Here is a 24834-nt window from a genome sequence, read left to right as displayed (position 1 = left end):
CGGCGTCCGCCGCGGGGGTGATCAGGCCGCTCATGCCGCCGTCGACCGCGGCGAAGATCGGGCGGCCGGGCACCCGGACCGCCGCGGCCTGTGCGGCACGGACGGCGCCGGCCAGGGTGTGCTCGGTGCGGGCCGTGCGGGCCAGCGCGGGCATGGTGGCGGCGAGGGAGAGCCGGTCGGCGCGGCCCGCGTAGACCCCGCCGAGCATCGGGTCGACCAGCCGGTCGGCGACCTCGTCGCCGTAGCGGTCCCGGACCAGGGCGCCGACGGCGACGTCGGCGCCGGGTGCCAGCAGCGGGCCGCCCCGATCGGTGTCGGCGCCGGCCTTCGCCCGGGCGAGCGACCCCAGCGTGCTCAGGTCCCCCGGCACGCCGACGAGCGTCCCCTTGGGCAGCGGCTCGAGGCGGCCGCCGATGGCGAGCGCCGCCGGAACCCCGGACGGGTGCACGAGGCGGTCGCCGAGGCCGACGGCCCGCACGAAGCGCACGGCCGCCGACTCGCCGCCGTCCGGCCCGCCGGCCAGGAACGACTCGGCGCCCCGCTCGACGACGATGCCGCCGAGCTCACCGGTGCGCAGCTTGCCGCCGAGGCGGCCGGACTGCTCGTACACGATGATCTCGGTGTCGGCGGGCGCCGTCCGGCGAATCCGCACGGCGGCGGCCAGCCCGGCGATTCCGCCGCCGACCACAGCCACCCGTTTCCCCACGAGCCGAGCCTAATCGCCGCGCCGCGCCCGCCGGGATCGCGCCCCGGCGGCAGTTGTCGATGTCACCGGTACGCCCGGTTCAGCAGTTGTGCACGACGTCCACCAGGCGGGTCAGCACCTCGGGGTCGGTCTCCGGCAGCACGCCGTGTCCGAGGTTGAAGACGTGGCCCGGTGCCGTGCGGCCCTCGGCGACGACCCGCCGGGCCTCCCGCTCGACGACCTCCCACGGCGCGAACAGGATCGCCGGGTCCAGGTTGCCCTGCACGGCCCGGTCCGGCCCGATGATCTTCGTGGCCCGGTCCAGCGGGGTGCGCCAGTCGACACCGACGACGTCCGCGCCGGCCTCGCCCATCGCCTCGAGCAGGACCCCGGTGCCGACGCCGAAGTGGATCCGGGGCACCCCGGCGTCCGCGAGACCACCCATCACCCGCGCCGAGTGCGGCAGGACGAAGCGGCGGTAGTCGGCCTCGGACAGCGCACCGGCCCACGAGTCGAACAGCTGGATCGCGCTGACCCCGGCGTTCACCTGCACCCGCAGGAACGCCAGCGTGATGTCGGCCAGCCGCGAACACAGCGTGTTCCACAGGTCCGGGTCGCCGTACATCATCGCCTTGGTCTTCAGGTAGGTCCGCGACGGCCCGCCCTCGATCAGGTAGCTGGCCAGCGTGAACGGCGCCCCGGCGAAGCCGATCAGCGGGATCTCGCCGAGCTCGGGCAGCAGCATCCGCACGGCCTCGTCGACGTAGCCCACGGCGCCCGGCTCGAGCGGGCCCAGGCCGGCGACGTCCGCGGCGGTGCGGATCGGCGCCGCCACCACCGGGCCGGTGCCGGCGACGATGTCCAGGTCGACGCCCGCGGCGGCCAGCGGCACCACGATGTCGCTGAACAGGATCGCGGCGTCGACGCCGTGCCGGCGTACCGGTTGCAGGGTGATCTCGGTGACCAGGTCGGGACGGCGACAGGATTCCAGCATCCCGACGCCCTCGCGGATCTTCCGATACTCGGGCAGTGAACGACCCGCCTGGCGCATGAACCAGACGGGCGCGTGCGGCACCGACAGGCCGCGACAGGCCCGGACGAACACCGAATCGTGGAGAGACTTGGTCACTCGCGACATCGTGCCACGTGAGTGAACGGCGCCGTGCGGCGCGCCGCGCGACTCCGGATCGCGGTGATCGGCATAGGCTTCGTCCCATGGGTCCCACCTCCGCCGCGCCCGAGGCGTTCACCCGCGCCGTCGCCGGGTTGCGGGCCGCCGCACCGCGCGAGGAGATCCTGCTCGAGGAGATCACCGCCCCGCAGCGGCTGGCGCCGTTCGGCTTCGCGCTGAGCGCGACCGTGCTGCGCGAGGGCGAGGAGGTGGCGAGCGGCCGGCTGATCCTGCTGCACGACCCGGCCGGGCACGACGCCTGGCAGGGCAACCTGCGGCTGGTCACGCTGATCACGGCCGAGCTGGAATCCGACATGGCCGGGGACCCGCTGCTGCCCGCGGTGGCCTGGACCTGGCTCACCGACGGGCTCGACCTGCACGCGGCGGAATACACCGCGATCGGCGGGACGATCACACAGACCACGTCGACCCGCTTCGGCGAGCTGGCCGGCCCGGCGCCGACCGCCGACCTGGAGATCCGCGCGTCGTGGACGCCGACCTCCGACGACCTGGGCGCGCACCTGCAGGGCTGGTGCGCGATGCTCTCCTCGACGGCGGGCCTGCCGCCCCCGGGCGTGACGGCCCTCGGCAACCGCCAGCACACGGCGGCGAACCAGGGCCGGCGCTAGCTAGCAGACCTTGAAGGCGTCGCAGGCCGTCTTGATCGGAATGGCGATGCCGATGCCCTCGGCGTCACGGGCCTTGGCCGTGGCCAGCCCGATCACCTCGTCCTTGCTGTTGACCACCGGTCCGCCCGAATTGCCGGGGTTGATGGGCGCGTCGAACTGGATCGACGGCCCGTCCGGGTCGTCGGGCCGGAACGCGCTGACGACGCCGGTGGTCACGGTGTCCTCCAGCCCCAGCGGGGCGCCGACGACCACGACCTGCTGGCCCGGCTTGACGGTGGCCCGCGCGGCGTCCAGCCCGGCGATCCTGCGGTTGGTCCGCAGCAGCGCCAGGTCCTTGTCCTTGTCGACCTCGACGATGGTCGCGGAGAGCTCGTCCTTGCCCCGCTCCAGGAAGACCTTGCGGTTGCCGGACTCCCACACCGACTCGACCACGTGGAAGTTGGTCAGCAGGTTCGCCTTGCCGTCCGCGGCCTTGTCGCCGACCGAGAACGCCGTACCGGTGAAGTTGCCGGCCCGGACCCGGAAGACGCTCGGCAGCACCGTACGCGAGATGGCCTCGGGGTCGAAGACCCCGGCAAGCTGCTTCTCCAGCTTCTCGGCCCGGTCGGCGAACTGATCCTGGCGGTCGATCGCGGTCGCCAGCTGATCGGTGCTGGCCGCCAGCCGCTGGTCGACCCGCTCGAGGCGCCATGCCTGCCAGCCCGCGACCACCAGCAGCGCGATGACCAGCAGCAACGTGGCGAGCCGGCCACGCCCGCGGCCGGCCAGCATGGCCGGCTCGCTCGCGGGCTCGGCGACCAGCGGGTAGGGCCCGGTGCCGTTCGGCGAGGCCAGCTGCGGCCCGGGGCCGCGGCGCGCCGGGCGCGGGTGCCCGATCCGGGGCACGGCGCGGGGAGCGGTGGCCCACTCGCCCGAGGGGTGGTCGGGCAGGCTCAGCAGGGGATCCCGCGGTGCTCGGCGCGGGCCCGGCACCCCGAAGGGGTCGTAGGCGGTCGTCATGCGGCGCGGGCCTCCCGGGTATCGACGCTCCGGCCGGTAGTACGGACGGAAAGGGGTCAGCGGACGGGCGCCGAACGGCTTTCTTGCGACAACCAGGTGGATTTATTGAAACGGCCGAGTGGATCGAGCGCCGACGCGCCGGGACCCGGCTGCGCGCCAGGGGGGCGGTACCCCCGTACGGTTACGGAGTGACCGACGAAGCACCCCTGCGCCGTCGGGACGCGCCGGACCAAGCAGGGGACGGACCGCACTCCGTGCCGCCCGACCTGACGTCTGGCGGTCCCGAGCCCGAGCCTGCCCGCACGTCAATCCCCCTTACCGCGCCCCGGGAGGGCACACCGAGGCCGGTGGAGACCGCCGAGGAGCTCGCCGAGATCGTCGCCCGTATGGCGGCGGGATCGGGCCCGGTGGCGGTGGACGCCGAGCGCGCCTCCGGCTATCGATACACCCAGCGGGCCTACCTGGTGCAGCTGCGCCGGGCGGGCAGCGGCACGGTGCTGATCGACCCGATGCCCCTGGACGACCTGCACCTGCTGGACGAGGCCCTGGCCGACACGGAATGGGTGCTGCACGCGGCGAGCCAGGACCTGGCCTGCCTGGCCGAGGTCGGCATGAAGCCGAGAAAGCTCTTCGACACGGAGCTGGCGGCGCGGCTGGCCGGCTTCGAGCGGGTGGGTCTCGCGGCGCTGACCGAGCAGCTGCTGGGCTACTCACTGGAGAAGCACCACTCGGCCGCCGACTGGTCGACCCGCCCCCTGCCGGAGTCCTGGCTGACGTACGCGGCGCTCGACGTCGAGCTGCTGACCGACCTGCGCGACCTGCTCGCCGCGGAGCTGGACCGGCAGGGCAAGTCCGCCTGGGCGGCCGAGGAGTTCGAGGCCCTGGTGGCCAGCGCGGACCGGCCGCCCCGCACCCGCCCCGACCCGTGGCGCCGCACGTCGGGCATCCACCGCGTGCGCGGCGCCCGCGCCCAGTCCCGGGTCCGCGCCCTCTGGCACGCCCGCGACGCGGTGGCGGCCCGTCGCGACTCGGCGCCGGGCCGGGTCCTGCCGGATTCGGCCATCATCGCGGCGGCCGAGCTGGACCCGAAGGAGGAGCGCAGCCTGCTGGCCCTGCCGGGCTTCGGCGGCCGCTCGGTGCGCCGCCTGGCCCGGGTCTGGCTGGACGCCCTCGACGGCGCCCGCGCGCTGTCGGACGACGAGTTGCCGGTGAACGTGCCGGTGGACGGCCCGCCGCCGCCGCACCGGTGGGCGGAGCGCGACCCGATCGCGGCGGCCCGGCTGCAGCGCTGCCGGCAGGTGGTGATCGGCACGGCGGAGGCGCACAACCTCCCGCCGGAGAACCTGATCAGCCCGGACTTCATCCGGCGGCTGGCCTGGTCCCCGCCGGCCGAGCCGAGCACGCAGACGGTGTCGGACACGCTGAAGGAGTTCGGCGCCCGGAGCTGGCAGGTCGGCCTGATCGCCGAGAACATCGCTGCGGCCCTCCCGGAGCCCGCCGCCGACTGACGGTTTCCCATCGGGCGCGGCGCCAGGTCAAGATCGTTGACCGGGCGCCGCGCCCGTTTTTCCTGAGCCGGGAATCACACCCGGCGGCCGGCGCCGCTCCCGACGCTCGCCACCAGGCACGACATCCCGATTCGGCGGTGCCGGCCCGGGCACTTCGCGAAGATGTGAGAACGAGGACCTGCACCCGACTGGGCAACAAAGTTACCGGCGAGTAGCATCAGGCTTCTCACTCCCTGGGTTCGCCTGCAAGGAGGCTTGTTGTGCCCCGAGTAAGCCGCGAGGTCGTCTTCGTTGACGGCGTCCGCACCCCGTTCGGCAAGGCGGGCGGCATGTATGCCGAGACCCGCGCCGACGACCTGGTGATCCGCTGCATCCGAGAGCTGATGCGCCGCAATCCGCAGCTGCCGCCCGAGCGGGTGGACGAGGTCGCCATCGCCGCCACCACACAGATCGGCGACCAGGGCCTCACCATCGGCCGGACCGCCGCGCTGCTGTCGGGCCTGCCGAAGACCGTTCCCGGCTACGCCATCGACCGGATGTGCGCCGGTGCCATGACCGCGGTGACAAACGTCGCCGGCGGCATCGCCATGGGCGCCTACGACGTCGCCATCGCCGGCGGGGTCGAGCACATGGGCCGGCACCCGATGGGCGAGGGCGTCGACCCGAACCCGCGGATCCTGGCCGAGAAGCTGGTCGACCCGTCCGCGCTCGTCATGGGCGCCACCGCGGAAAACCTGCACGACCGCCTGCCGGGCATCACCAAGGAGCGCGTCGACGCGTTCGGTCTCGCCTCCCAGGAGAAGACCGCGAAGGCGTACGCGAACGGCAAGCTGCAGCCCGACATGGTGCCCGTCGCGATCCGCAACGCGGAGCAGGGCTGGGGCCTGGCCACCGTCGACGAGGCGCCGCGCGCGACGTCGATGGAGAAGCTCGCCACCCTCAAGACGCCGTTCCGCCCGCACGGCAAGGTCACCGCGGGCAACGCGGCCGGCCTCAACGACGGCGCCACCGCCGCCATCCTGGCCAGCGAGGACACCGCCCGCGAGCTGGGCCTGCCGGTCGCCATGCGGCTGGTCTCCTACAGCTTCGTCGGCGTCGAGCCGGAGATCATGGGCTACGGCCCGATCCCGGCGACCGAGAAGGCGCTGCGCCTCGCCGGCCTGACCATCGACGACATCGGCCTGTTCGAGCTGAACGAGGCGTTCGCCGTCCAGGTGCTCGCGTTCCTCGACCACTACGGCATCGCCGACGACGACCCGCGGGTGAACCCGTGGGGCGGCGCGATCGCCATCGGTCACCCCCTCGCCAGCTCCGGGGTCCGGCTGATGACCCAGCTGGCCCGGCACTTCGAGGAGCACCCCGAGGTCCGGTACGGCATCAACGCCATGTGCATCGGCATCGGCATGGGCGGCACGGTCATCTGGGAGAACCCCCACTGGGAAGGTGCGGACAAGTGACGGCTCTGCCTGACTACCCGAACGAGGTCGTGACCAAGGCGCTCGTCCGCCTGGTCCGGGTGCCCGGGCTGGACAAGCCCGCCGCGGTCATCACCCTCGACAACGGCCTGGACTACAAGAAGCCGAACAGCTTCGGCCCGGCCGGCCTGCGCTCGCTCGACGAGGCCATCACCACGGCCACCGAGGCCGACCCGGCGTTCATCGCGCTGACCGGCAAGCCCTACATCTTCTGCGTCGGCGCCGACATCACCGGCATGCCGTTCATCACCGAGCGGGACCAGGCCGTCGCGCTCGGCGAGCTGGGCCACTCGGTCTTCGCCCGCCTCAAGAGCTCCGCCATCCCGACGTTCGCGTTCATCAACGGCGCGGCGCTCGGCGGCGGCCTCGAGGCCGCACTGCACTGCCACTACCGCACGGTCTCCAGCGGCGCGGCGGCACTCGGCCTGCCCGAGGTCGCGATCGGCCTGGTGCCCGGCTGGGGCGGCAGCCAGCTGCTGCCCAACCTCATCGGCGTGCCGGGTGCGGCGCAGGTCATCCTGCAGAACCCGCTGACCCAGAAGGTGCTCCGGCCGAAGCAGGCCGCCGAGCTCGGCCTCGCCGACGTCCTCTTCGAGGCGGCCGACTTCCTCGAGCACTCGCTCGAGTGGGCCGCCGGCGTCGTCAAGGGCGAGATCGCGGTCACCCGGCCCGAGGTCGACAAGGACATGTGGGAGGGCGTGCTCTTCTTCGTCAAGCAGCAGCTCGACGAGCGGCTGCACGGCGCGGTCCCGTCGGCCAACAAGGCCCTCGAGCTGCTCGCCCTGGCCAAGGACGCGTCCTTCGCCGACGGCACCGCCGCCGAGACCCAGGCGCTCGCCGACCTGATCATGGGCGACGAGTCCCGCGCCAGCCTGTACGCGTTCGACCTCGTGCAGCGCCGCGCGAAGCGGCCGGTCGGCGTGCCGGACAAGTCGCTGGCCCGGAAGGTCACCAAGGTCGGCATCATCGGCGCCGGCCTGATGGCCTCCCAGCTCGCCCTGCTCTTCGCCCGCCGCCTGCAGGTGCCGGTCGTCATGACCGACCTGGACCAGACCCGGGTCGACAAGGGCGTCGACTACGTGCGCGGCCAGATCGACAAGATGGTCGGCCGGGGCCGGATGGACGAGGGCACCGCCGCCAAGCTGCGCGGGCTGGTCAGCGGCTCGGTCGACAAGTCCGTCTTCGCCGACGCCGACTTCGTGATCGAGGCCGTCTTCGAGAACCTCGAGCTCAAGAAGCAGATCTGGGCCGAGCTCGAGAAGATCGTCACCCCCGAGGCGATCCTGGCGACCAACACCTCCTCGCTGTCGGTGACCGAGATGGCCGCCGACCTCGAGCACCCCGAGCGGGTCGTCGGCTTCCACTTCTTCAACCCGGTCGCCGTGCTGCCGCTGCTCGAGATCATCAAGGGCGAGCGGACCGACGACGCGGCGCTGGCCACGGCGTTCGCGGTCGGCAAGGAGCTGCGCAAGTCGTCGGTGCTGGTCAAGGACGCCCCGGCGTTCGTGGTCAACCGGCTGCTGACCCGCTTCACCAGCGAGGTCTTCAACGCCATCGACGCCGGCACGCCGCTGTCGATCGTCGACTCGGCGCTGGACCCGCTGGGCCTGCCGATGCGGCCGATCGCGCTGCTCCAGCTGGTCGGGCCCGCGGTGGCCTACCACGTGGGCGGAACGCTGCACGCGGCGTTCCCGGACCGCTTCGGCGACAGCCCCAACCTCAAGAAGATCGTCGACGCCGGCCTGCCGCTCATGGTCGACGACGAGATCAACCCCGAGGTGGTCAAGCTGGTCGAGGGCGGTTCCGCCCCGCTGACCGCCGAAGAGGTACGCCAGAAGGCGCTCGACGCGCTGGCGCAGGAGATCCGGCTGATGCTGGACGAGGGCGTCGTCGCCGAGGCGCAGGACATCGACCTGTGCATGATCCTCGGGGCCGGCTGGCCGTTCCACCTGGGCGGCGTGACGCCGTACCTGGACCGCAGCGGCACCTCGGAGCGGGTCACCGGCAAGCGGTTCCTGCCGCGGGGCGTGGCCAGCATTCCCGCCTGAAGTAACTCGGCACATCGTCCCCGCGCCCGTCTCGGCGCGGGGACGATGGTCTTTACGGCCACTCCGTTGCAAGAGTGACGGGTACGCGACGTCATGGGACGCCCGGGTAGGCTCCGGCGGCCGACGTCTTTAGCTCTGGAGCTTCCATGTCTCAGCCGCCATACCAGCCACCGACCCCCGGCGAGCCCGGATCCGAGGGTGGCTACCAGCCGCCGGCGGCCCCCGGCTACCCGCCGCCCGGGCAGCCCTCCTACCCGCCGCCCGGGCAGCCTTCCTACCCGCCGCCCGCCGACCAGGGCGGATTCCCGCCGCCCGGCCAGCCCTCGTACCAGCCGGGTGCCCCGGGCGCATATCCGCCGCCCGGTGCCGGAGCCCCGCAGTACGGCGCGCCCCCGGTCAAGAAGAAGTCGTCGGCGCTGAAGATCGTGCTCATCGTGGTCGGCGTCGTCGCGCTGCTCTGCGTGGCCGGCATCGCGGTCGCCGTCTTCGCCGCCAAGGACAAGATCAACGAGGTGGTCGACGCCACCAAGATCACCGTGGTGGAGCCGGAGACGCTGGGCGGCCGCTCCAAGACCGCCAACGAGGGCCTGCAGAGCAGCCTGGACGGCCTGGACAGCCAGATTCCGGGCGCCACCGGTTCGGTCGTCGCGGTCTACGGCGACCCGGCGGACAAGGACCTCATCATGGTCGTCGCCGCGTCCTCGATCAACGGCTCCGCACAGGACCGCTTCGACGAGTTCACCTCCGGCCTCGGCGCGGGCGGCATCAAGATGAACGCCATGACCGACACCGAGCCGGGCCCGCTCGGCGGCATCGCCAAGTGCGGCGACAGCGAGACAGCCGGCGTGCCGATGGCGGTCTGCGTCTGGTCCGACAACGGCAGCGCCGGCATGATCACGATGATGTTCAAGAAGAAGGCCGACCTCGAGAAGGAATTCGTCGCGATGCGCGGCGAGATCGAGCACAAGTCCTGACCCGTGCCGCGAGCCCGCCCGGCCGCGCCGTTCGGCGCGCCGTGGCGCGGCTCGCGGAAACGCGGATGCCACGGCGGGCGGCGGCGGCTTAGGGTCGGTCCCACCCGATCGAGTCGTCGCCGGGCGCCGGGCTTCCCGTCGCGCGCGACGAAGGTCGGATGACGGTGTCCTGTCCGGCGTGTCCGCACGCGCCGCCGGGGCAGGTCCCCCTGCCGTTGCCCGATCGATGGAGCCTTGATGTCGCAGCCGCCGAACCAGCCCCACCCCGAGCAGCCGCCGAACCAGCCTTACCCCGAGCAGCCGCCGAACCAGCCTTATCCCGAGCAGCAGCCGCCGACCCAGCCATACCCCGGACAGCCGGGCGCCGGCCGGCCGGACTATCCGCCGACCCAGCCCTATCCGGCCCAGCCGGGCCACCCCTATCAGGGCCTGCCGAACCCGGACGTGCCGACATCCATCCCGCCGCAGCCCGGCTTGCCGCCGCAGCAGCCGTCGTACCAGCAGCCGGCGGCTGACTACCCCCAGCCTGGCTATCCCCAGCCCGGCTACCCCCAGCCCGGGCAAGGCCAGCCCGGTTACGCCCAGCCCGGGTATGACCAGCCCGGTTACGCCCAGCCCGGGTATGACCAGCCCGGTTACGGCCAGCCCGGCTTCCCGCCCGCGCCGAAGGCGAAGTCCAGGGTGCTGCCGATCGCCCTGCTGTCGATCGCCGTCGTGCTGGTGCTCTGCGTCGGCGGCACCGCGGTCCTCTACCTCATCGGCCGCAACAACGCCGCCGGCGTCGCGGGCGCGCCTGCGACACCCACACCGACCGCCCCCAGGACCGGAACCGCCACCACGACCGCGACCGCCGAGCCGTCGTCCACGATCACCGTTGTGGCGCCGAAGACGCTGGGTGGCCGGCGCAAGCTGACCGACCCGCAGTTCGCGGCCGCGGAGGAGCAACTGCGGCAGGGCCCCGCCAACGTCGAGGGCGCCACGCAGACGGTCGCCGCCATCTACGGCAACCTGGCGAAGCGGGACATCGTCGTCGTAGCGGCCGCCGCGGCCCCGATCGACGACCCGCGGAGCGCCATGGACGCCTCGTTCGCCGACTCGGGCCTCGACGAGCTGAAGCTGACCGGCATCACCAATGCCGATCCGGGACGGCTCGGCGGCGCGGCCAAGTGCGGCAAGGGCAAGGCCGGCGGTGCGCCGCTGATCCTGTGCGCCTGGGCCGACAAGGGCAGCATCGGCTGGGTGATCTGGTACTTCAAGTCGATGAGCAAGGCCAAGGGCGAGCTTCCCAAGATCAGATCACAGGTCGAAAAGAAGTCAAACTGACGCGCCGCGCGACCGCGTCACACGTTCGCATCGCTCCCGATACGAACGCGACGCGGTCCGCGATGATCGCCACACCGATGCCGTAACGAAACATCAACCCGACAGGATGGTTCGCCGGGTCCCCTCCGGGGCCCGGGCTACGACTTCGACTGGCAGAGGAGCGTCCGGTGTTACTCCCGCAACTTCGCCGCGTCCGCTGGGCCGTGCGAGCGACCCTCGTCCTGGGCGTCGCGGCCTCCGTGGTCGCCAACATCCTGCACGCCCAGGACAACCCGATCAGCCAGGCCATCGCCGCCTGGCCGCCGCTCGCCCTGCTGCTCACGGTCGAGCTGATCTCGAGAGTCCCGGTGCACCGCCGCTCCCTGGCCTTCGCCCGCCTGCTGGCGACCGCGACCATCGCGGGCATCGCGGCGTGGGTCTCCTACTGGCACATGGCCGGCGTGGCCGCCCGCTACGGCGAGACGGGCGCGTCGCCGTTCCTGCTACCGCTGTCGGTCGACGGGCTGATCGTGGTCGCGAGCATCTGCCTGGTCGAGCTCGGCGGCCGGATCTCGTCGCTGGAGGCCGAGCGGATCGCCGCGGCGAAGGCCGACGCCCCGGCGCGGCACTCCTCCCCCGCCGACCTGCCGGGCCTGGTCCCGGTGCCGGCGGCCTCCGGCACCCGGCGCAACCCCGCCACGGCGGCCGCGCTGGCCGAGGTCGCCGCCAAGCTTCCCCGGACGGGCCTGCCCAAGACCCGCGGTGCCGAGGTGTCCGCCTTCGCGCCGACGCTGACCCGCCAGACCGCCCGCGTCGCCGCACCGGCACAGGTCACGCGGCAGACCCCGCGGCAGGCCGGACCCGGCCGGGTGGCCGCGGGCGCGACGGGCGCCAAGACGCCCAAGGGCCGGGCACCGGCGAGCGGCGCCGCCAAGCCCGCCGCCAAGACCCGGCGGACCCCCGCCGAGACGATCGAGGCCGCGGCGGAGATCAAATCCCGCCGCCCGGAGATCACCGAGGCCGAGCTTGCGGCTGAGCTGGGCATCAGCGCCTCCCGCTGGCGCACGATCCGCCGCGAGGCGGGCCACACCAACGACCTCCGCCTGGCGGCCTGAGAAACCGTCCGGCCCGGGACCGGCCGGGGTCAACCGGGTCCGCGTCAGCCGGGGGCGATGCCGAGTCCTTTGGCGCGGGGCACCGTAGCCGTCGCCGCCACCACCGGCGTCTTGTCCGCCGCCGGCAGGCTCACCGTGACCTCCAGGCCGCCGCCGTCCTGCGCGACCGCCGACACCGTCCCGCCGTGCGCGTCGCAGACCGCGCGCACGATCGACAGGCCCAGCCCCGACCCCCGCGACCCGGTCCGCTCCCAGCCGCCGCGGCGGAACGGCTCGAACAGGCCCGGCACGTCGGCCGGGTCGACCTCGTAGCCGGTGTTGCCCACCACCAGCCGGGCCTGGCCGTCCGCGTTCTCGGTGCGCAGCCAGAGCCGGCCCATCAGGTGGTTGTAGCGGATCGCGTTCTCGATCAGGTTGCCGGCCAGCCGGTCCAGGAGGCTCGGGTCGCCGACCACCGGCGCCGCCCCCAGGTCCGTGGACACCTCGAGCTTCATCCGTTCCGCCTCGGCCTTCACCGCCGACAGCGCGTTGTAGACGCTGGTCGCCAGGTCCGCCGGGACCTTGCGCACCAGCCGGCGGCCGGACTGGGCCTCGCTGCGCGCCAGCACCAGCAGCGCGTCGACCAGGCCGTTCGCGCGTTCGGAGGCGTTGCGCACGACCTTGGCCATGCGGCGGTACTCGGCGACGTCGGCCTCGTCGTCGGTAAGCGTCACGTCGATCTCGGTGCGCATGACCGCGAGCGGCGTGCGCAGCTCGTGCGACGCGTTGGCCACGAAGCGTTTCTGGGACTCGAACGCCCCGGCCAGCCGGTCCAGCATCGCGTCGAAGGTGCCGGCCAGCTCCGCCACCTCGTCGTCCGCGCCCGAGTAGCGGATGCGCTGGTCGAGCGTCTCCTCGCCGAGGCGCCGCGCGGTCGCCGTGACGAAGTGCAGCGGGCGCAGCGCCCGGCCGGCCACCGCGTAGGCGCCCGCGATGCCGATCAGGCCGATGGCGAAGAGCGCGATCAGGCCCTTGACCAGCAGCTCCCGCGAGGCGCGGTCGACCAGCTGGGTCTGCCAGGTCAGCGCGTCGAGCCGGGTGCCGTCGGAGAGCACCACCTGGGTGCCCGCCTGCAGCTCGTCCGCCGGGTGCAGGGCGTCGCCGACCAGGAGCCAGGCCAGCAGCACCAGGATGGCGCCCGCACCGACCAGCAGGATGCCGTTGAGCAGGGTGAGCCGCAGCCGGAGCGTGGGGCGCAGCCGCAGCCGTTCGCGCCGGGGCGCGTAGACGGTCACGCGCCGCCACCCGCGGGCACGACGACGACCGGTTCGGGCACGCGGTAGCCCGCGCCGACCACCGTCTCGATGAGCGGTGGATCACCCACCTTCTTGCGCAACGTCATCACCGTCACCCGGACCGTCGTCGTGAACGGGTCGGTGTTGGCGTCCCAGACCCGCTCGAGCAGCTCCTCGCTGGACACCACGCCGCCGCGGGCCTTGAGGAGCTCCTCGAGGACGCCGAACTCCTTGTTGGTCAGGTCGATCGGCACGCCGCCGCGGGTCACCACCCGGCGCGCCTGGTCGAGGATCAGGTTGCCGACGGTCAGCACCGGCGGCGCCGCCGGGGTGGCACGGCGGCCCAGTGCCATGACCCGGGCCACCAGTTCCTCGAAGGCGAACGGCTTCGGCAGGTAGTCGTCGGCGCCGAGTTGCAGGCCCTCGACGCGCTCCGCGACGGTGACGCTGGCCGTCAGCATCAGCACCCGGGTCAGCGCCCCCGAGGCGACGAGCGCCCCGCAGATCTCGTCGCCGTGCATGCCGGGAAGGTCCCGGTCCAGCACGACGACGTCGTAACGCGTCACATACGCCATCTCGTGGCCGGTCAGGCCGTCGTACGCAACGTCGACCGCCATCCCCTTGCGACGCAGCCCCCGAGCGATCGCATCGCAGAGGTTCCGCTCGTCTTCCACCACCAGCACGCGCACCCGCGGGTCCTCCGAGTCAAAGTCAGTTCGCCGCCAAGCCTCCCCGCCAGTGTGTGAAGAGGCCGTAAGCGCAGGCTACCTGTCGGTCACGACTCGGTCAGTGGCCAGATCGCGACGGACGCATCGAGGCGCCGGCAGACGAGCACGTCGGTCGTGGGCCGGCAGTCGCCGGAGACGTAGGTGGCCTCGCCCAGCAACCGCGCGGTCAGCGTCCCGGGGTTCAGCAGCGCGTAGAAGACCACGTCGTCGCCGATCCGCTGGCGCAGGCCGACGACGGTGCCGTCGGCGCGGACCGTGCCGGCCGTGCGCCACTCGCCGAAGTCGCCGTGCAGCGCACCGGTCTCCGGCTCGACGACCGCGAGCGGGTAGCTCCCCTCGAGCCCCTTGTTGCCGTTGACCAGCAGGTATCCGCCGGCCCGCTCGGCCGCGGTCCAGCGGTCGGCGGACCAGCGCACCCGCCCGGTGACCGGGTCGAGCACCTGTACGCCGCCGCGGTACCCGAACACGCAGATGGCGGCGCAGTCCTGAACCCAGCGGCCGGACAGGTCGACGTCGTTGCTCCAGCGCCGGCCGAGGTCGGCAAGCGCGTACGCGGTCGTCCCGCCGGCGCCGCCGACCAGCATGAGGTCGCCGACCGGCCAGACGCTGACGCCGCGCCGCGACCACCCTGCCGGCGCGGGCACGTCGGCCGCGGTGACCAGGGCGCCGGAGGCGGTGTCGCGGACCTCGATGTGCCCGGCCGTGGTGGCGGTGATGAGCCGGTGCGGGAAGCCGGCGTCGTCGTAGCCGGCCTCGGTCGTGTAGCCCTGCACCGGCTGCTCGAACGTCCACCGCGGCCGCCCGGTGGCCAGGTCGACGCCGAACCAGTGCATTTCGCCGAGGTTCGGGCGGTTTTCCCGCAGCAGGACCAGGCCCTCCCGCGACGAGACGCTGAGCAGCCGGGCCGGCGCCCGCCAGAGGGCCCGGTCGGTGCCGGCCGCCAGCGCCACGGTGGCCTCCGCGCCGACGGTGTCGACCTGATACGAGACCAGGACCGTGTCCCCCGCCGACGTGGCCTGGAAGACCGCGCCGGTGACGGCGACGGTGGTGCGCGACAGCAGCCGGCCGGTGGGCAGCGCGTACATGCTGACGATCCTGTTGTTCACCGTGGGGTCGTTCAGCTCCGGGCCGGCGCCGACCAGGTACAGGCGGTTCTGCTCGACGAACATGGTGTCGCCGAGCCGGGCGGGCACGATGACCGGCGCGGCGGGTGCGGGTAGCGCCGCCGCCCCGGAGAGAGAGATCAACAGGGCGGCGGCGAGGGCGGCGAGGGCGGCCCGGAAGCGGTGCCGGCGTGCGCCCGGCGCGGCGACGTCCGGCAGCCGCCCGTGCTGCTCACCCAGGTCGATCAGGACGTCACCCACGCCGTCATTGTGCGCCGGGCCGACGATGATCGGCGGATCAGCCGCGGTAGCCCCACACCTCGAGGTGGTCGCCCGCCTGACAGGCGAGGAAGGTCGGGGCGGGCTGGCACTGCTCGACGACGCCGGGCAGCCGGCCGAGCGGCTGCACCGCGGTCCGGCCCGGCAGCAGCAGGCCGAAGCCGTTGCCGTCCTGCTCCGGGCGCCTCAGGATGTAGGCGGCGCGGCCGTAGACCGCGTGGTAATGGCTCCACCCGGCCAGGTCGGCCCGGGTCGCCCCGGTGTCGAGGCTGACGGTGCGCAGCGGCGCGGACAGGTTCTGCACCTCGAGCGCCGCGGCCGGGCCGAACCACAGGAGGTCGGAGTCCGTCTCCCGCCAGCGGTCCGCACCCGTACGGGGGTCGAGCACGGTCACCTCGTCGCGGCTCACCATGCAGATCGGCCCGTAGCAGTTGGCGGAGTTGCCGGCCGGATCCGGCTGTTCGCGCCGCCAGCGCTCGGCGAGGGTGCCCAGGTCGTACGCGACGACCCGGCCGCCCGTTCCGAAGGGACCGTAGTTGACAAGCACCATGCCGTCGACGATGTCGCCCCGGGCCGGATCCGGGCCGCCGAACCGCGGCACCGGCCGCTCGCGCAGGACCGCGCCGGTCTCCGGCGACAGCAGTGCCAGCTTCCGCGTCGTGAGCAGCAGCAGGCCGGACCCCGGGGTGACCGGCTCCGCGGTGAACACCGAGCCGGGCACCGTGAAGGACCAGATCCGGCGGCCGCTGGCGAGGTCGACGCCGCGCAGTTCCGTGCTGAGCGCCGGCTCGGTGTGCAGCGCGGAGCCGTTCAGTCCGTAGAGCCGGCCGGGATCGCCGGAGTCCGGGTCGTACTCGGTGCCGGGCGGGAAGTTCTCCTGCCGGATCAGGCCGATGGTGTCGGTGAGCTGCTGCACCCCGACTGCCGAGGCCCACCGGACGGCCCCGGTGCTCGAGTCGCGCACCGTGACGGCGCGCCCCTCCCGGACCAGGACCAGGTCGGCGGTCCCGCCCCCGACGAAGAACGGGTCCTCGTCGCCGCCGGCCTCGATGCTCCAGAGCCGGCGGACCGGGTCGGCCTGCCAGGCCGTGAGCACGCGCGGGTCCGCGTCGAGGTCCATGGTGTAGATCCGGCCGCCGGTCACCTGGAAGTCCCCGCTGGGCGAGGCGGGCACCGCGCCGATGCGCCACCAGAGCACCGACGAGACCGGCGCGGCCCCGCCGAGGGCCAGCACCAGCAGGGCGGCGAGCGCGAGACCGAAGCGGCGGTAGAAGTAGGCGGGCGGCGGGGCAGCGGCTGCGGGCGGAATCGGGGACTCCGTGCTCAGCTCGATCAGCGCCACGCTCAGCCCCTCTGTCGATACGCCCAGACGATCAGTTCGCCGGAGGTGGAGCGGCAGACCAGCCGGCTGGGCGCGGCCTGACAGTCGCCGGTGCCCGCGGGCAGGTCGGCCAGCAACTCGGGTCGCGCGTCGCCGGGACCGACGACGGCGACCATGGTACGGGTACTCCCGTCGACCAGCCTGGTCACGAGCATCCGGTCGCCGCCGCCGGGCGCCGGCACGGGCCGCCAGCCGTGCAGGCCGGTCAGCACCGCACCGGTCGCCGGGTCGATCACGCCGACGGGGTCGGTCTCGCCGGCCGCCGTCCCGTACGCGACGACCATCCCGTTGCGCACGTCGACGCTGCGCCACCCGGACTTGAACCAGCGCTGTGCGCCGCTGGACGGCTCCACGGCGCGTACCCCGTCGGGGCCGGTGAAGCAGGCGAGGTCCCCGCACGGGGTCACGCCGAAGGCGAGGCCGGCCGGCCGGCTCCAGCGCAGCTCGAGGGTCACCGGGTCGAAGGCGCTGACCATCCGGCCGTCGGTCGTCGGGTGACGCAGCAGCAGGAGGCCGCCGGAGACCACCGGGTTGTCCGGGCCGTAGTCGGCGGGCGGCATCGAGGCGCTGGCGAGCAACGCGCCGGTGCCCAGGTCGTGCACGGCGGCGGTGCGGTCGTCGTGCACGAGCAGCATCCGGGTCCGCTGCCCGGCCGGGCCCGGGACGCCGAGCAGCACCGCGGTCGAGGGGACGTCGACCTGCCAGCGGGTGGTACCGCTGACCGGGTCGATGGCGTCGACGGGTCCCTGCACCCGGCGGCCGGAGCCGGACATGCTGCGGACGCCGGTGACGGCGAGCAGGGTGCTCGAGCCCGCGATCGTGACGATGCTGCCCGAGCGCCGCCACTGCGCCGCGCCGCTGTTGAGGGAGATGGCTGTGGTGCCGGGGTCGGCGCGGTCGGCGCTCCACGGGCGCAACAGCACCAGCCCCCCGCCGGTGCGCAGCCGGTACGTGGGCGACGCCGACCCGGCCTCCCACTTCAGCCGGCCGTCGCCGAGCGAGTACGCGCTGATCCGGCCGTAGGTCTGCGCGAGCAGGTCGCCGCCCTCGGTCAGCGTGTAGGGGTCACCGGGCCCGACGCTCATGGTGAGCACGTGCGACAGGGCCGGCGGCGGCGGCGCGGCCGACGCCGCGGACGAGAGCAGCACGATGACGGCGAGGATCATCGGGGCGAACCAGTCCGGCATCGTGGAGCGCACGGGCCGGACGTATTCGTCGGGTTCGCCCCGGGCCAGACCGAGGTCGATGACTACAGTCGCACCGCCGAACGTCTCCGCCGCCATCCCCCAAAGGTAACGGATGGATAACGAAACGGCTCGTTGACCATCAGCCCTGCGGCTGGCGCTCCGCGGCGGCCGGGTCCTCCAGCTGGGAGACCCACTCCGTCACCTCGCGGGCGATGTCCTGGGCCGTGAGGCCGAGCGCGGTGAGGATCTCGGCCCGGGTGCCGTGCGGGTGGAAGCCGGCCGGAACCCCGAAGTCGCGCAGCGGAACGGGCACTCCGGCGTCGCGCAGGGCGCTCGCCACCGCGTCGCCGACGCCACCGGCCCGGATGCCGTCCTCGAGGGTCACCACGAGGCGGTGCCCCCGGCTCAGCGCGGCGAGCTCGATCGGGACCGGGCGCACCCAGCGCGGGTCGACGACGGTCACGCCGTAGCCCTGCTCGGCGACCCGGTCCGCCACCTCCATGCCCAGCTTGGCGAAGGCACCGACCGCGACCAGCAGGATGTCCTTGCGGTCGTCCTCGCGCAGCACGTCGACCGGGCCGACCCGGCGCAGCGCCGGCAGGTCCGCGGCGACCGAACCGGTCGGGAAGCGCACGATGGTCGGGCCGTCGTCGACGGCGACCGCCTCGCGCAACTCCTCCCGCAGGGTGGCGGCGTCGCGCGGCGCGGCGATCCGCAGGCCCGGCACCGCGCCGAAGACGCTCATGTCCCAGATGCCGTAGTGGCTCGGGCCGTCGGGCCCGGTGATGCCGGCCCGGTCGAGCACGATCGTCAGCGGCAGCCCGTGCATCGCCACGTCGAGCAGGACCTGGTCGAACGCGCGGTTGAGGAAGGTGGCATAAACCGCGACGACCGGGTGCAGGCCGCCCATCGCCAGGCCGGCCGCCGAGGTGATGGCGTGCTGCTCGGCGATGCCGACGTCGTAGGTGCGCTCCGGGTATTTCTTCTGCAGCGCGGCGATGCCGGTCGGCTCGGCCATCGCGGCGGTGATGCCGACGACGTCGGGCCGGTCGTCGGCGATCGCGACGAGTTCGTCGGCGAAGACGTGGGTCCACTTGACGCTCGGCGCGGCGAGCAGCTTGCCGGTCTCGATGCTGAACGCGCTGCTGGGGCCGTGCAGGCAGTCCGCCTCGTCGTCCTCGGCGGGCCGGTAGCCGTAGCCCTTGCGGGTCACCGCGTGCACGATGACGGGAGCGTTGAAGCCCTTGGCCCGGCGCAGCGCGGACTCCATGGCCTGGATGTCGTGCCCGTCGACCGGGCCGATGTATTTGATGCCCAGGTCCTCGAACATCGGCTGCGGGCTGACCGCGTCCTTGATACCCTTCTTGACCGCGTGCAGCACCTCGTAGACCGGCTTGCCGACCACCGGCGTCGAGCCGAGGGCGTCCTTGACCAGGTCGAGGACGCGCTCGTAGCCGGGGTTGAGGCGCAGCGTGGAGAGGTGGTCGGCCAGGCCGCCGATGGTCGGCGCGTAGGACCGGCCGTTGTCGTTGACGACGATGACCAGGCGGTTCTTCGCGGACGCGATGTTGTTGAGCGCCTCCCAGCACATGCCGCCGGTCAGCGCGCCGTCGCCGACGACCGCGACCACGTGCCGGTCCTCGCCGCGCAGCGCGAAGGCCTTGGAGATGCCGTCCGCGTAGGACAGGGCGGTGGAGGCGTGCGAGTTCTCGATCAGGTCGTGCTCGCTCTCGGCCTGGCTCGGATATCCGGAGAGCCCGCCGCGCTGGCGCAGCCGGTCGAATCCGTCCTGCCGGCCGGTCACGATCTTGTGCACGTAGGCCTGGTGGCCGGTGTCGAAGAGGATCCGGTCACGCGGCGAGTCGAAGACCCGGTGCATGGCGAGGGTCGTCTCCACGACGCCGAGGTTGGGGCCGAGGTGGCCGCCGGTGCGGGACACCTTGGCGACCAGGAAGTCACGGATCTCGGCGGCGAGCAGGGTGAGCTGATCAGGACCGAGGCTCTTGAGATCGCCGGGAGTCGTGATGCCCGGGAGGATGCCGGCCGTCGTCTGATCACTGCGCTCGCTCATGAGGAGTCAGTCTATCGGCGTAACGCCTCCGTGCATCCGGTGCTCACGGATACAGAGACCTCCTCCACAAAATCTTCACACCCGCGCATAGGTGTCCCAGATCACAGCTTGGGGTAGAGACACCGCATGACCGTCGATGCGCCGAAGGCCGAACGCCGCGACCGCAGCCATTACCTTTACGTCGCCGTGCTGGTTGCCATGGCGCTGGGCATCGCGGTCGGCTTCCTCTTCCCAGAGGTCGGCAAGGCCCTGCGACCGCTGGGCACCGGCTTCGTCGCCCTGATCCAGATGATGATCGCGCCGGTGATCTTCTGCACGATCGTGCTGGGGGTCGGCTCGATCCGCAAGGCCGCGCAGGTCGGCCGGGTCGGCGGCCTGGCGCTGGGCTACTTCCTGATCATGTCGACGGTGGCACTGACCATCGGCCTGGTGGTCGGCAACCTGCTGCACCCGGGCGCCGGGCTGCACCTGAACGAGGAGCTCGCCGCCACCGGCGCCGCCCAGGTCAGCACCGAGGCGGAGTCGGGCGTCGAATTCGTGCTCGGCATCATCCCGGAGTCGCTGTTCGGCGCGCTGGCCACCCAGGAGGTGCTGCAGACCCTGCTGGTCGCGCTGCTGGTGGGCTTCGCCGTGCAGTCGCTGGGCGAGAAGGGTGAGCCGGTCATCCGGGTGGTGGCGGTGCTGCAGCGGCTGGTCTTCAAGATCCTGGCGATGGTGATGTGGCTGGCCCCGATCGGCGCGTTCGGCGCGATGGCCGCCGTGGTCGGCGCGACCGGATTCGACGCGCTCAAGAGCCTCGCCGGGATCATGGTCGGCTTCTACATCACCTGCATCCTCTTCGTCTTCGTCGTCCTGGGCCTGCTGCTGCGCCTGGTGGCGCACATGTCGATCTTCAAGCTGTTCCGCTACCTGGCCCGCGAGTTCCTGCTGATCCTGTCGACCTCGTCGTCGGAGTCGGCGCTGCCGCGGCTGATCGCCAAGATGGGGCACCTGGGCGTGAGCCGGCCGGTCGTCGGCATCGTGGTGCCGACCGGGTACTCGTTCAACCTCGACGGCACCGCGATCTACCTGACCATGGCGTCGCTGTTCATCGCCGACGCCATGGACGCCCCGCTGTCGGTCGGCGAGCAGGTCTCCCTGCTGCTCTTCATGATCCTCGCGTCAAAGGGCGCCGCCGGCGTGACGGGTGCGGGCCTCGCGACCCTGGCCGGCGGCCTGCAGAGCCACCGCCCGGAGCTGGTGCCCGGCGTCGGCCTGATCGTCGGCATCGACCGGCTGATGTCGGAGGCCCGGGCGCTGACGAACTTCTCCGGCAACGCGGTCGCGACCGTCCTGGTCGGCACCTGGACCGGTGAGATCGACCAGGAGCAGGCCAGGGCGGTGCTGTCCGGGGCGGCGCCGTTCGACGAGCGCACCTACGACGACGATCCGCACGACGCGCACGAGCCCGAGCAGCGGGAACGCCGCGAGCCCGACCCGGCGCAGGCCGGCTAGCCGGGCCTGCGGTCCGCCTCGGGCACCAGCAGGGCGACGCACTCGATGTGCTGCGTCATCGGGAAGCAGTCGTACGCCCGCAACTCGGCCAGCCGCCAGCCCTCGGCCGCGAAGGTCTGCACGTCCCGGGCGAGCGCCGCCGGGTCGCAGGCCACGTAGGCCACCGCCCGGGGCCGCGCCGCCGCGATCGCCCGGACCACCTTGGCGCCCGCGCCGACCCGCGGCGGGTCCAGCACGACCAGGTCCACCGGCGCGGTGATCCGGCGCCGGGTCAGCGCCACGTCCACCTTGGCCGACACCACCTCGACGCCGGTCAGGTCGGCCAGGTTGGTGCGCGCCGCGGCGACGCCCTCCGGCGACGACTCGACCACCGTGGTGCGCGCGCCGGTCCGCGTGCACAGGGCCGCGGCGAAGAGGCCCGCGCCGCCGTACAGGTCCCAGGAGATCTCGCCGGGCGCCGGTTGCAGCAGCTCCAGCACGGCCGTGACCAGGGTGTCGGCCGCGGCGGGGTGCACCTGCCAGAAGCCCTCAGGCGGCAGCCGCCACTCCCGCCCGGCCGCCAGCTCACGAACCTCGGCCGGGCCGTCCACCAGCACGCGGGAGCCGCCGGGGTCCTCGTCCGCCGGCGCGTCCCCGGCCGCCGGGTCAAGCGCCGGCGCGCCGGCCGACCGGGTCAGGACGCTGACGTCACCCCCGGTCGACGCCACCACCTCCACGGCCGCCGCGTCGGGCCAGTTCCTGCCGGTCACGCCGAGCTCCTGCAGCTCCGGGCGGGCGATCAGGCAACGATCCACCGGTACGACCTGGTGCGAGCGGTGCTGCAGCAGGCCCGGCCGTCCGGCGGCGTCGACGGCGTACCGGACCCGGGAACGCCAGCCGAGCGGGCCGCCCGGCAGCGGCCGCACCCGCACGTCCAGCTCGTCGATCCGCTCGCCGCTCAGGCCGCCCATCCGGCCGAGCAGCTCGCGCACGACGGCGGCCTTCCAGCGCAGCTGCGCCTCCGGGGCCACGTGCTGCAGATCACAGCCGCCGCAGCCGCCGGGGTGCGCGAAGGCGCACGGCGCGGCCACCCGGTCGGCGGAGGCCTCGTGGATCTCGACCGCGTCGCCGCGCAGGTAGCCCTTGTGCAGCTCGGTGAGCTCGACCGTGACCCGCTCCCCCGGCAGCGCGTGCCGGACGAAGACCACCCGGCCGTGCGGGCCGCCGATGCGGGCCACGCAGTGCCCGCCGTGTGCCGGCGCGCCGACCGTCACCTCGACGCGGTCGCCCTCGATCAGTTCGTCGGTCACTTCGGCTCTTCCTCGGAATCGGTGGCCGCCGCCGGCCCGGGCTGTGCGGCGACCGCGGCGAGCGGCGCGACCGTCCGGTGGGTGCGCGGACCACGGGCCGGCGCCCGGCTCAGGTCGCGGTCCAGGCGATCCAGGTCGCGGTCCTGGCTGGATTGCAGCTGCCACGGCACGCTGGTGACCATCACGCCGGGCTCGAAGAGCAGCCGGCCCTTGATCCGCAGGGCGCTCTGGTTGTGCAGCAGGTGCTCCCACCAGCGGCCGACCACGTACTCGGGCACGAAGACCGTGACCACGTCGCGCGGCGAGCTGCGGCGCACGCTCTTCACGAAGTCGATGATCGGGCGGGTGATCTCCCGGTAGGGCGAGTCCACGACCGTCAGCGACACCGGGATCTGCCGGCGCTCCCACTCGTCCTGAATCTTGCGGGTGTCCTTGTCGTCGACGTTCACCGTGACCGCCGTCAGCGTGTCCGGCCGGGTCGCCTGCGCGTACGCGAGCGCGCGCAGCGTCGGCTTGTGCACCTTGCTGACCAGCACCACGGCGTGGTTGCGCGAGGGCAGGACCGGGCGCTCGTCGCTCGGCTCCAGCTCCGCCGAGACCCGGGTGTAGTGCTTGCGGATGCCCAGCATGAGCGCGTAGATCACGAGCATCGCGGCGATCGCGATCCACGCGCCGAGCAGGAACTTGGTGATCAGCACGACGATCAGCACCGCGCCGGTGAGCACCATGCCGAAGCCGTTGATCGCCCGGGACCGGAACATCTGGCGCCGCACGTTCGGGTCCCGCTGGTTTCTCAGCAGCCGGTTCCAGTGCCGCAACATGCCGGCCTGCGACAGCGTGAACGACACGAACACGCCCACGATGTACAGCTGGATCAGCCGGGTCACCTCGGCCTCGAACGCGACGATCAGCACCATCGCGGCCACCGACAGGAAGATGATCCCGTTGCTGAACGCCAGCCGGTCGCCGCGGGTATGCAGCTGGCGCGGCAGGTAGCGGTCCTGGGCGAGGATCGAGCCCAGCACGGGGAAGCCGTTGAAGGCGGTGTTCGCCGCGAGGAAGAGGATCAGGGCGGTTACCACGCCGACCAGCAGCAGCAGGAACGAGCCGCTGCCGAAGACCGTCTCGCCGAGCTGGGCGGTGACCGTCTTCTGCACGTAGTTCGCCGGGCCGCCGATGATCTGCGTCGCCGGATCCTCGACGTACTGCAGGTGGGTCGCCTTGGCGAGCATCACGATGCCGACCAGCATGAGGATCGCGATGGTGCCGAGCAGCATCAGCGTGGTGGCGGCGTTCCTGCTCTTCGGTGGCTTGAAGGCGGGCACGCCGTTGGAGATGGCCTCGACGCCGGTCAGCGCGGCGCAGCCGGACGAGAACGTCCGCAACAGCAGGAAGGCGAAGGCCACGCTGGTCAGATGGTGCTTCTCGGCATCGATGATGATGTCCGCGCTGGGCGCGCGCAGGTCCTGGCCGAGCACGAAGACGCGGATCAGCCCGGTGAGGATCATCCCGACGATGACGACGATGAACAGGTAGGTGGGCACCGCGAACGCGGTGCCGGACTCCCGCAGGCCGCGCAGGTTGAGCGCGGCCAGCACGACGATCGCGGTCAGCGCGATGCCGACCTTGTGTTCGGCCACGAACGGCACCACGGAGCCGAGGTTCGACACTCCGGCGCTGACCGACACCGCCACGGTGAGGATGTAGTCGACAAGCAGGGCGCTGGCCACCGCGACGCCGAAGCGTGGACCCAGGTTGACCGTCGCGACCTCGTAGTCGCCGCCGCCCGAGGGGTACGCGTGCACGTTCTGCCGGTAGCTGGCGACGACCGTGACCATGACGACCGCGACCGCCAGCGTCACCCACGGCGCGTAGATGAACGCGCCCGCCCCCGCGATGGAGAGCGTCAGCAGGATCTCGTCGGGTGCGTACGCGACGCTGGACAGCGCGTCCGAGGCGAAGACGGGTAGCGCGATGCGCTTGGGCAGCAGCGTGTGCTGGAGCCGGTCGGAGCGGAAGGGCCGGCCAAGGAGCAACCGCTTCGCGAGGGACGTCGAACTTGCCACAAGCGCCAAGGGTACGGGCGCGGCCGCCACGCCGCCGGGCGCCCCGGCCAGCATCC

At 72.9% G+C, this 24834-nt stretch carries 19 protein-coding genes; 8 read left to right on the top strand and 11 right to left on the bottom strand.

The genetic code is table 11. The features are described 5' to 3' along the window. Nucleotides 1–706: protoporphyrinogen oxidase (gene hemG, locus AB0F10_RS03475; protein ID WP_360620204.1), on the bottom strand; the 706-nt coding region annotated here is incomplete at its 3' end. A 79-nt stretch (nucleotides 707–785) separates the two neighbouring features. Beyond that, on the bottom strand, nucleotides 786–1814 hold the full coding sequence (hemE, locus tag AB0F10_RS03470) for a uroporphyrinogen decarboxylase (protein ID WP_360620203.1): 1029 nt from the start codon (nucleotides 1812–1814) through the stop codon (nucleotides 786–788). Nucleotides 1815–1900: 86 nt separating this feature from the next. Here hemE and AB0F10_RS03465 point away from each other — a divergent pair, with 86 nt between their 5' ends. After that, the gene (locus AB0F10_RS03465; protein ID WP_360620202.1) at nucleotides 1901–2485 is read left to right on the top strand and encodes a DUF3000 domain-containing protein; all 585 of its coding nucleotides are present in this window, start codon (nucleotides 1901–1903) and stop codon (nucleotides 2483–2485) included. On the opposite strand, the gene AB0F10_RS03460 is transcribed toward AB0F10_RS03465, so the two are convergent. Continuing rightward, a complete protein-coding gene (locus tag AB0F10_RS03460) occupies nucleotides 2486–3484 on the bottom strand; it encodes a S1C family serine protease (RefSeq protein WP_360620201.1) in 999 nt (332 codons plus the stop codon). A gap of 188 nt (nucleotides 3485–3672) precedes the next feature. On the opposite strand from AB0F10_RS03460, the gene AB0F10_RS03455 reads away from it, so the two are divergent. The 6 genes from AB0F10_RS03455 (at nucleotide 3673) to AB0F10_RS03430 (ending at nucleotide 11906) form a co-directional block, all read left to right on the top strand. Beyond that, entirely contained in the window at nucleotides 3673–4992 is a 1320-nt protein-coding gene (locus AB0F10_RS03455) for a ribonuclease D (RefSeq protein ID WP_360620200.1), read from the top strand. 260 nt (nucleotides 4993–5252) lie between these two features. Then, nucleotides 5253–6449: a thiolase family protein gene (locus AB0F10_RS03450; RefSeq protein ID WP_360620199.1), complete on the top strand. Its 1197-nt coding sequence runs from the start codon at nucleotides 5253–5255 to the stop codon at nucleotides 6447–6449. A gap of 5 nt (nucleotides 6450–6454) precedes the next feature. Beyond that, the gene (locus AB0F10_RS03445) at nucleotides 6455–8515 is read left to right on the top strand and encodes a 3-hydroxyacyl-CoA dehydrogenase NAD-binding domain-containing protein (protein WP_360620213.1); all 2061 of its coding nucleotides are present in this window, start codon (nucleotides 6455–6457) and stop codon (nucleotides 8513–8515) included. 146 nt (nucleotides 8516–8661) lie between these two features. Next, nucleotides 8662–9489, top strand: coding sequence for a hypothetical protein (locus AB0F10_RS03440; protein ID WP_360620198.1), 828 nt, complete (start codon nucleotides 8662–8664; stop codon nucleotides 9487–9489). Nucleotides 9490–9726: 237 nt separating this feature from the next. After that, on the top strand, nucleotides 9727–10812 hold the full coding sequence (locus AB0F10_RS03435) for a hypothetical protein (protein ID WP_360620197.1): 1086 nt from the start codon (nucleotides 9727–9729) through the stop codon (nucleotides 10810–10812). 167 nt (nucleotides 10813–10979) lie between these two features. Continuing rightward, nucleotides 10980–11906, top strand: coding sequence for a DUF2637 domain-containing protein (locus tag AB0F10_RS03430; protein ID WP_360620196.1), 927 nt, complete (start codon nucleotides 10980–10982; stop codon nucleotides 11904–11906). A gap of 44 nt (nucleotides 11907–11950) precedes the next feature. On the opposite strand, the gene AB0F10_RS03425 is transcribed toward AB0F10_RS03430, so the two are convergent. The 6 genes from AB0F10_RS03425 to dxs all read right to left on the bottom strand — a co-directional run bounded on the left by AB0F10_RS03425 (nucleotide 11951) and on the right by dxs (nucleotide 19929). Continuing rightward, on the bottom strand, nucleotides 11951–13180 hold the full coding sequence (locus tag AB0F10_RS03425; protein ID WP_360620195.1) for a HAMP domain-containing sensor histidine kinase: 1230 nt from the start codon (nucleotides 13178–13180) through the stop codon (nucleotides 11951–11953). Then, on the bottom strand, nucleotides 13177–13869 hold the full coding sequence (locus AB0F10_RS03420; protein ID WP_360620194.1) for a response regulator transcription factor: 693 nt from the start codon (nucleotides 13867–13869) through the stop codon (nucleotides 13177–13179). Before AB0F10_RS03420 ends, AB0F10_RS03425 begins: the two co-directional genes overlap by 4 nt. Nucleotides 13870–13955: 86 nt before the next feature. After that, nucleotides 13956–15272, bottom strand: coding sequence for a hypothetical protein (locus AB0F10_RS03415; RefSeq protein ID WP_360620193.1), 1317 nt, complete (start codon nucleotides 15270–15272; stop codon nucleotides 13956–13958). 37 nt (nucleotides 15273–15309) lie between these two features. Then, nucleotides 15310–16632 carry a PQQ-binding-like beta-propeller repeat protein gene (locus tag AB0F10_RS03410; RefSeq protein WP_360620192.1) on the bottom strand — a complete coding sequence of 441 codons (1323 nt, stop codon included), beginning with the start codon at nucleotides 16630–16632 and terminating at the stop codon, nucleotides 15310–15312. A gap of 2 nt (nucleotides 16633–16634) precedes the next feature. After that, entirely contained in the window at nucleotides 16635–17954 is a 1320-nt protein-coding gene (locus AB0F10_RS03405; RefSeq protein ID WP_360620191.1) for a PQQ-binding-like beta-propeller repeat protein, read from the bottom strand. A 43-nt stretch (nucleotides 17955–17997) separates the two neighbouring features. Further along, nucleotides 17998–19929, bottom strand: coding sequence for a 1-deoxy-D-xylulose-5-phosphate synthase (gene dxs / locus AB0F10_RS03400; protein WP_360620190.1), 1932 nt, complete (start codon nucleotides 19927–19929; stop codon nucleotides 17998–18000). A gap of 126 nt (nucleotides 19930–20055) precedes the next feature. Here dxs and AB0F10_RS03395 point away from each other — a divergent pair, with 126 nt between their 5' ends. Further along, nucleotides 20056–21423, top strand: coding sequence for a cation:dicarboxylate symporter family transporter (locus AB0F10_RS03395; RefSeq protein WP_360620189.1), 1368 nt, complete (start codon nucleotides 20056–20058; stop codon nucleotides 21421–21423). On the opposite strand, the gene AB0F10_RS03390 is transcribed toward AB0F10_RS03395, so the two are convergent. Then, nucleotides 21420–22712 carry a TRAM domain-containing protein gene (locus tag AB0F10_RS03390; protein ID WP_360620188.1) on the bottom strand — a complete coding sequence of 431 codons (1293 nt, stop codon included), beginning with the start codon at nucleotides 22710–22712 and terminating at the stop codon, nucleotides 21420–21422. The genes AB0F10_RS03395 and AB0F10_RS03390 overlap by 4 nt on opposite strands. After that, nucleotides 22709–24832 carry an APC family permease gene (locus AB0F10_RS03385; RefSeq protein ID WP_360620212.1) on the bottom strand — a complete coding sequence of 708 codons (2124 nt, stop codon included), beginning with the start codon at nucleotides 24830–24832 and terminating at the stop codon, nucleotides 22709–22711. The genes AB0F10_RS03390 and AB0F10_RS03385 overlap by 4 nt, the downstream gene beginning before the upstream one ends. Between the last annotated feature and the right edge of the window lie 2 nt (nucleotides 24833–24834).

Source organism: Actinoplanes sp. NPDC026623 (assembly GCF_040638275.1).
GTDB lineage: Bacteria > Actinomycetota > Actinomycetes > Mycobacteriales > Micromonosporaceae > Actinoplanes.
Note: the sequence above shows the minus strand (reverse complement) of the source record. Positions and strands in the feature narration are given on the sequence as shown.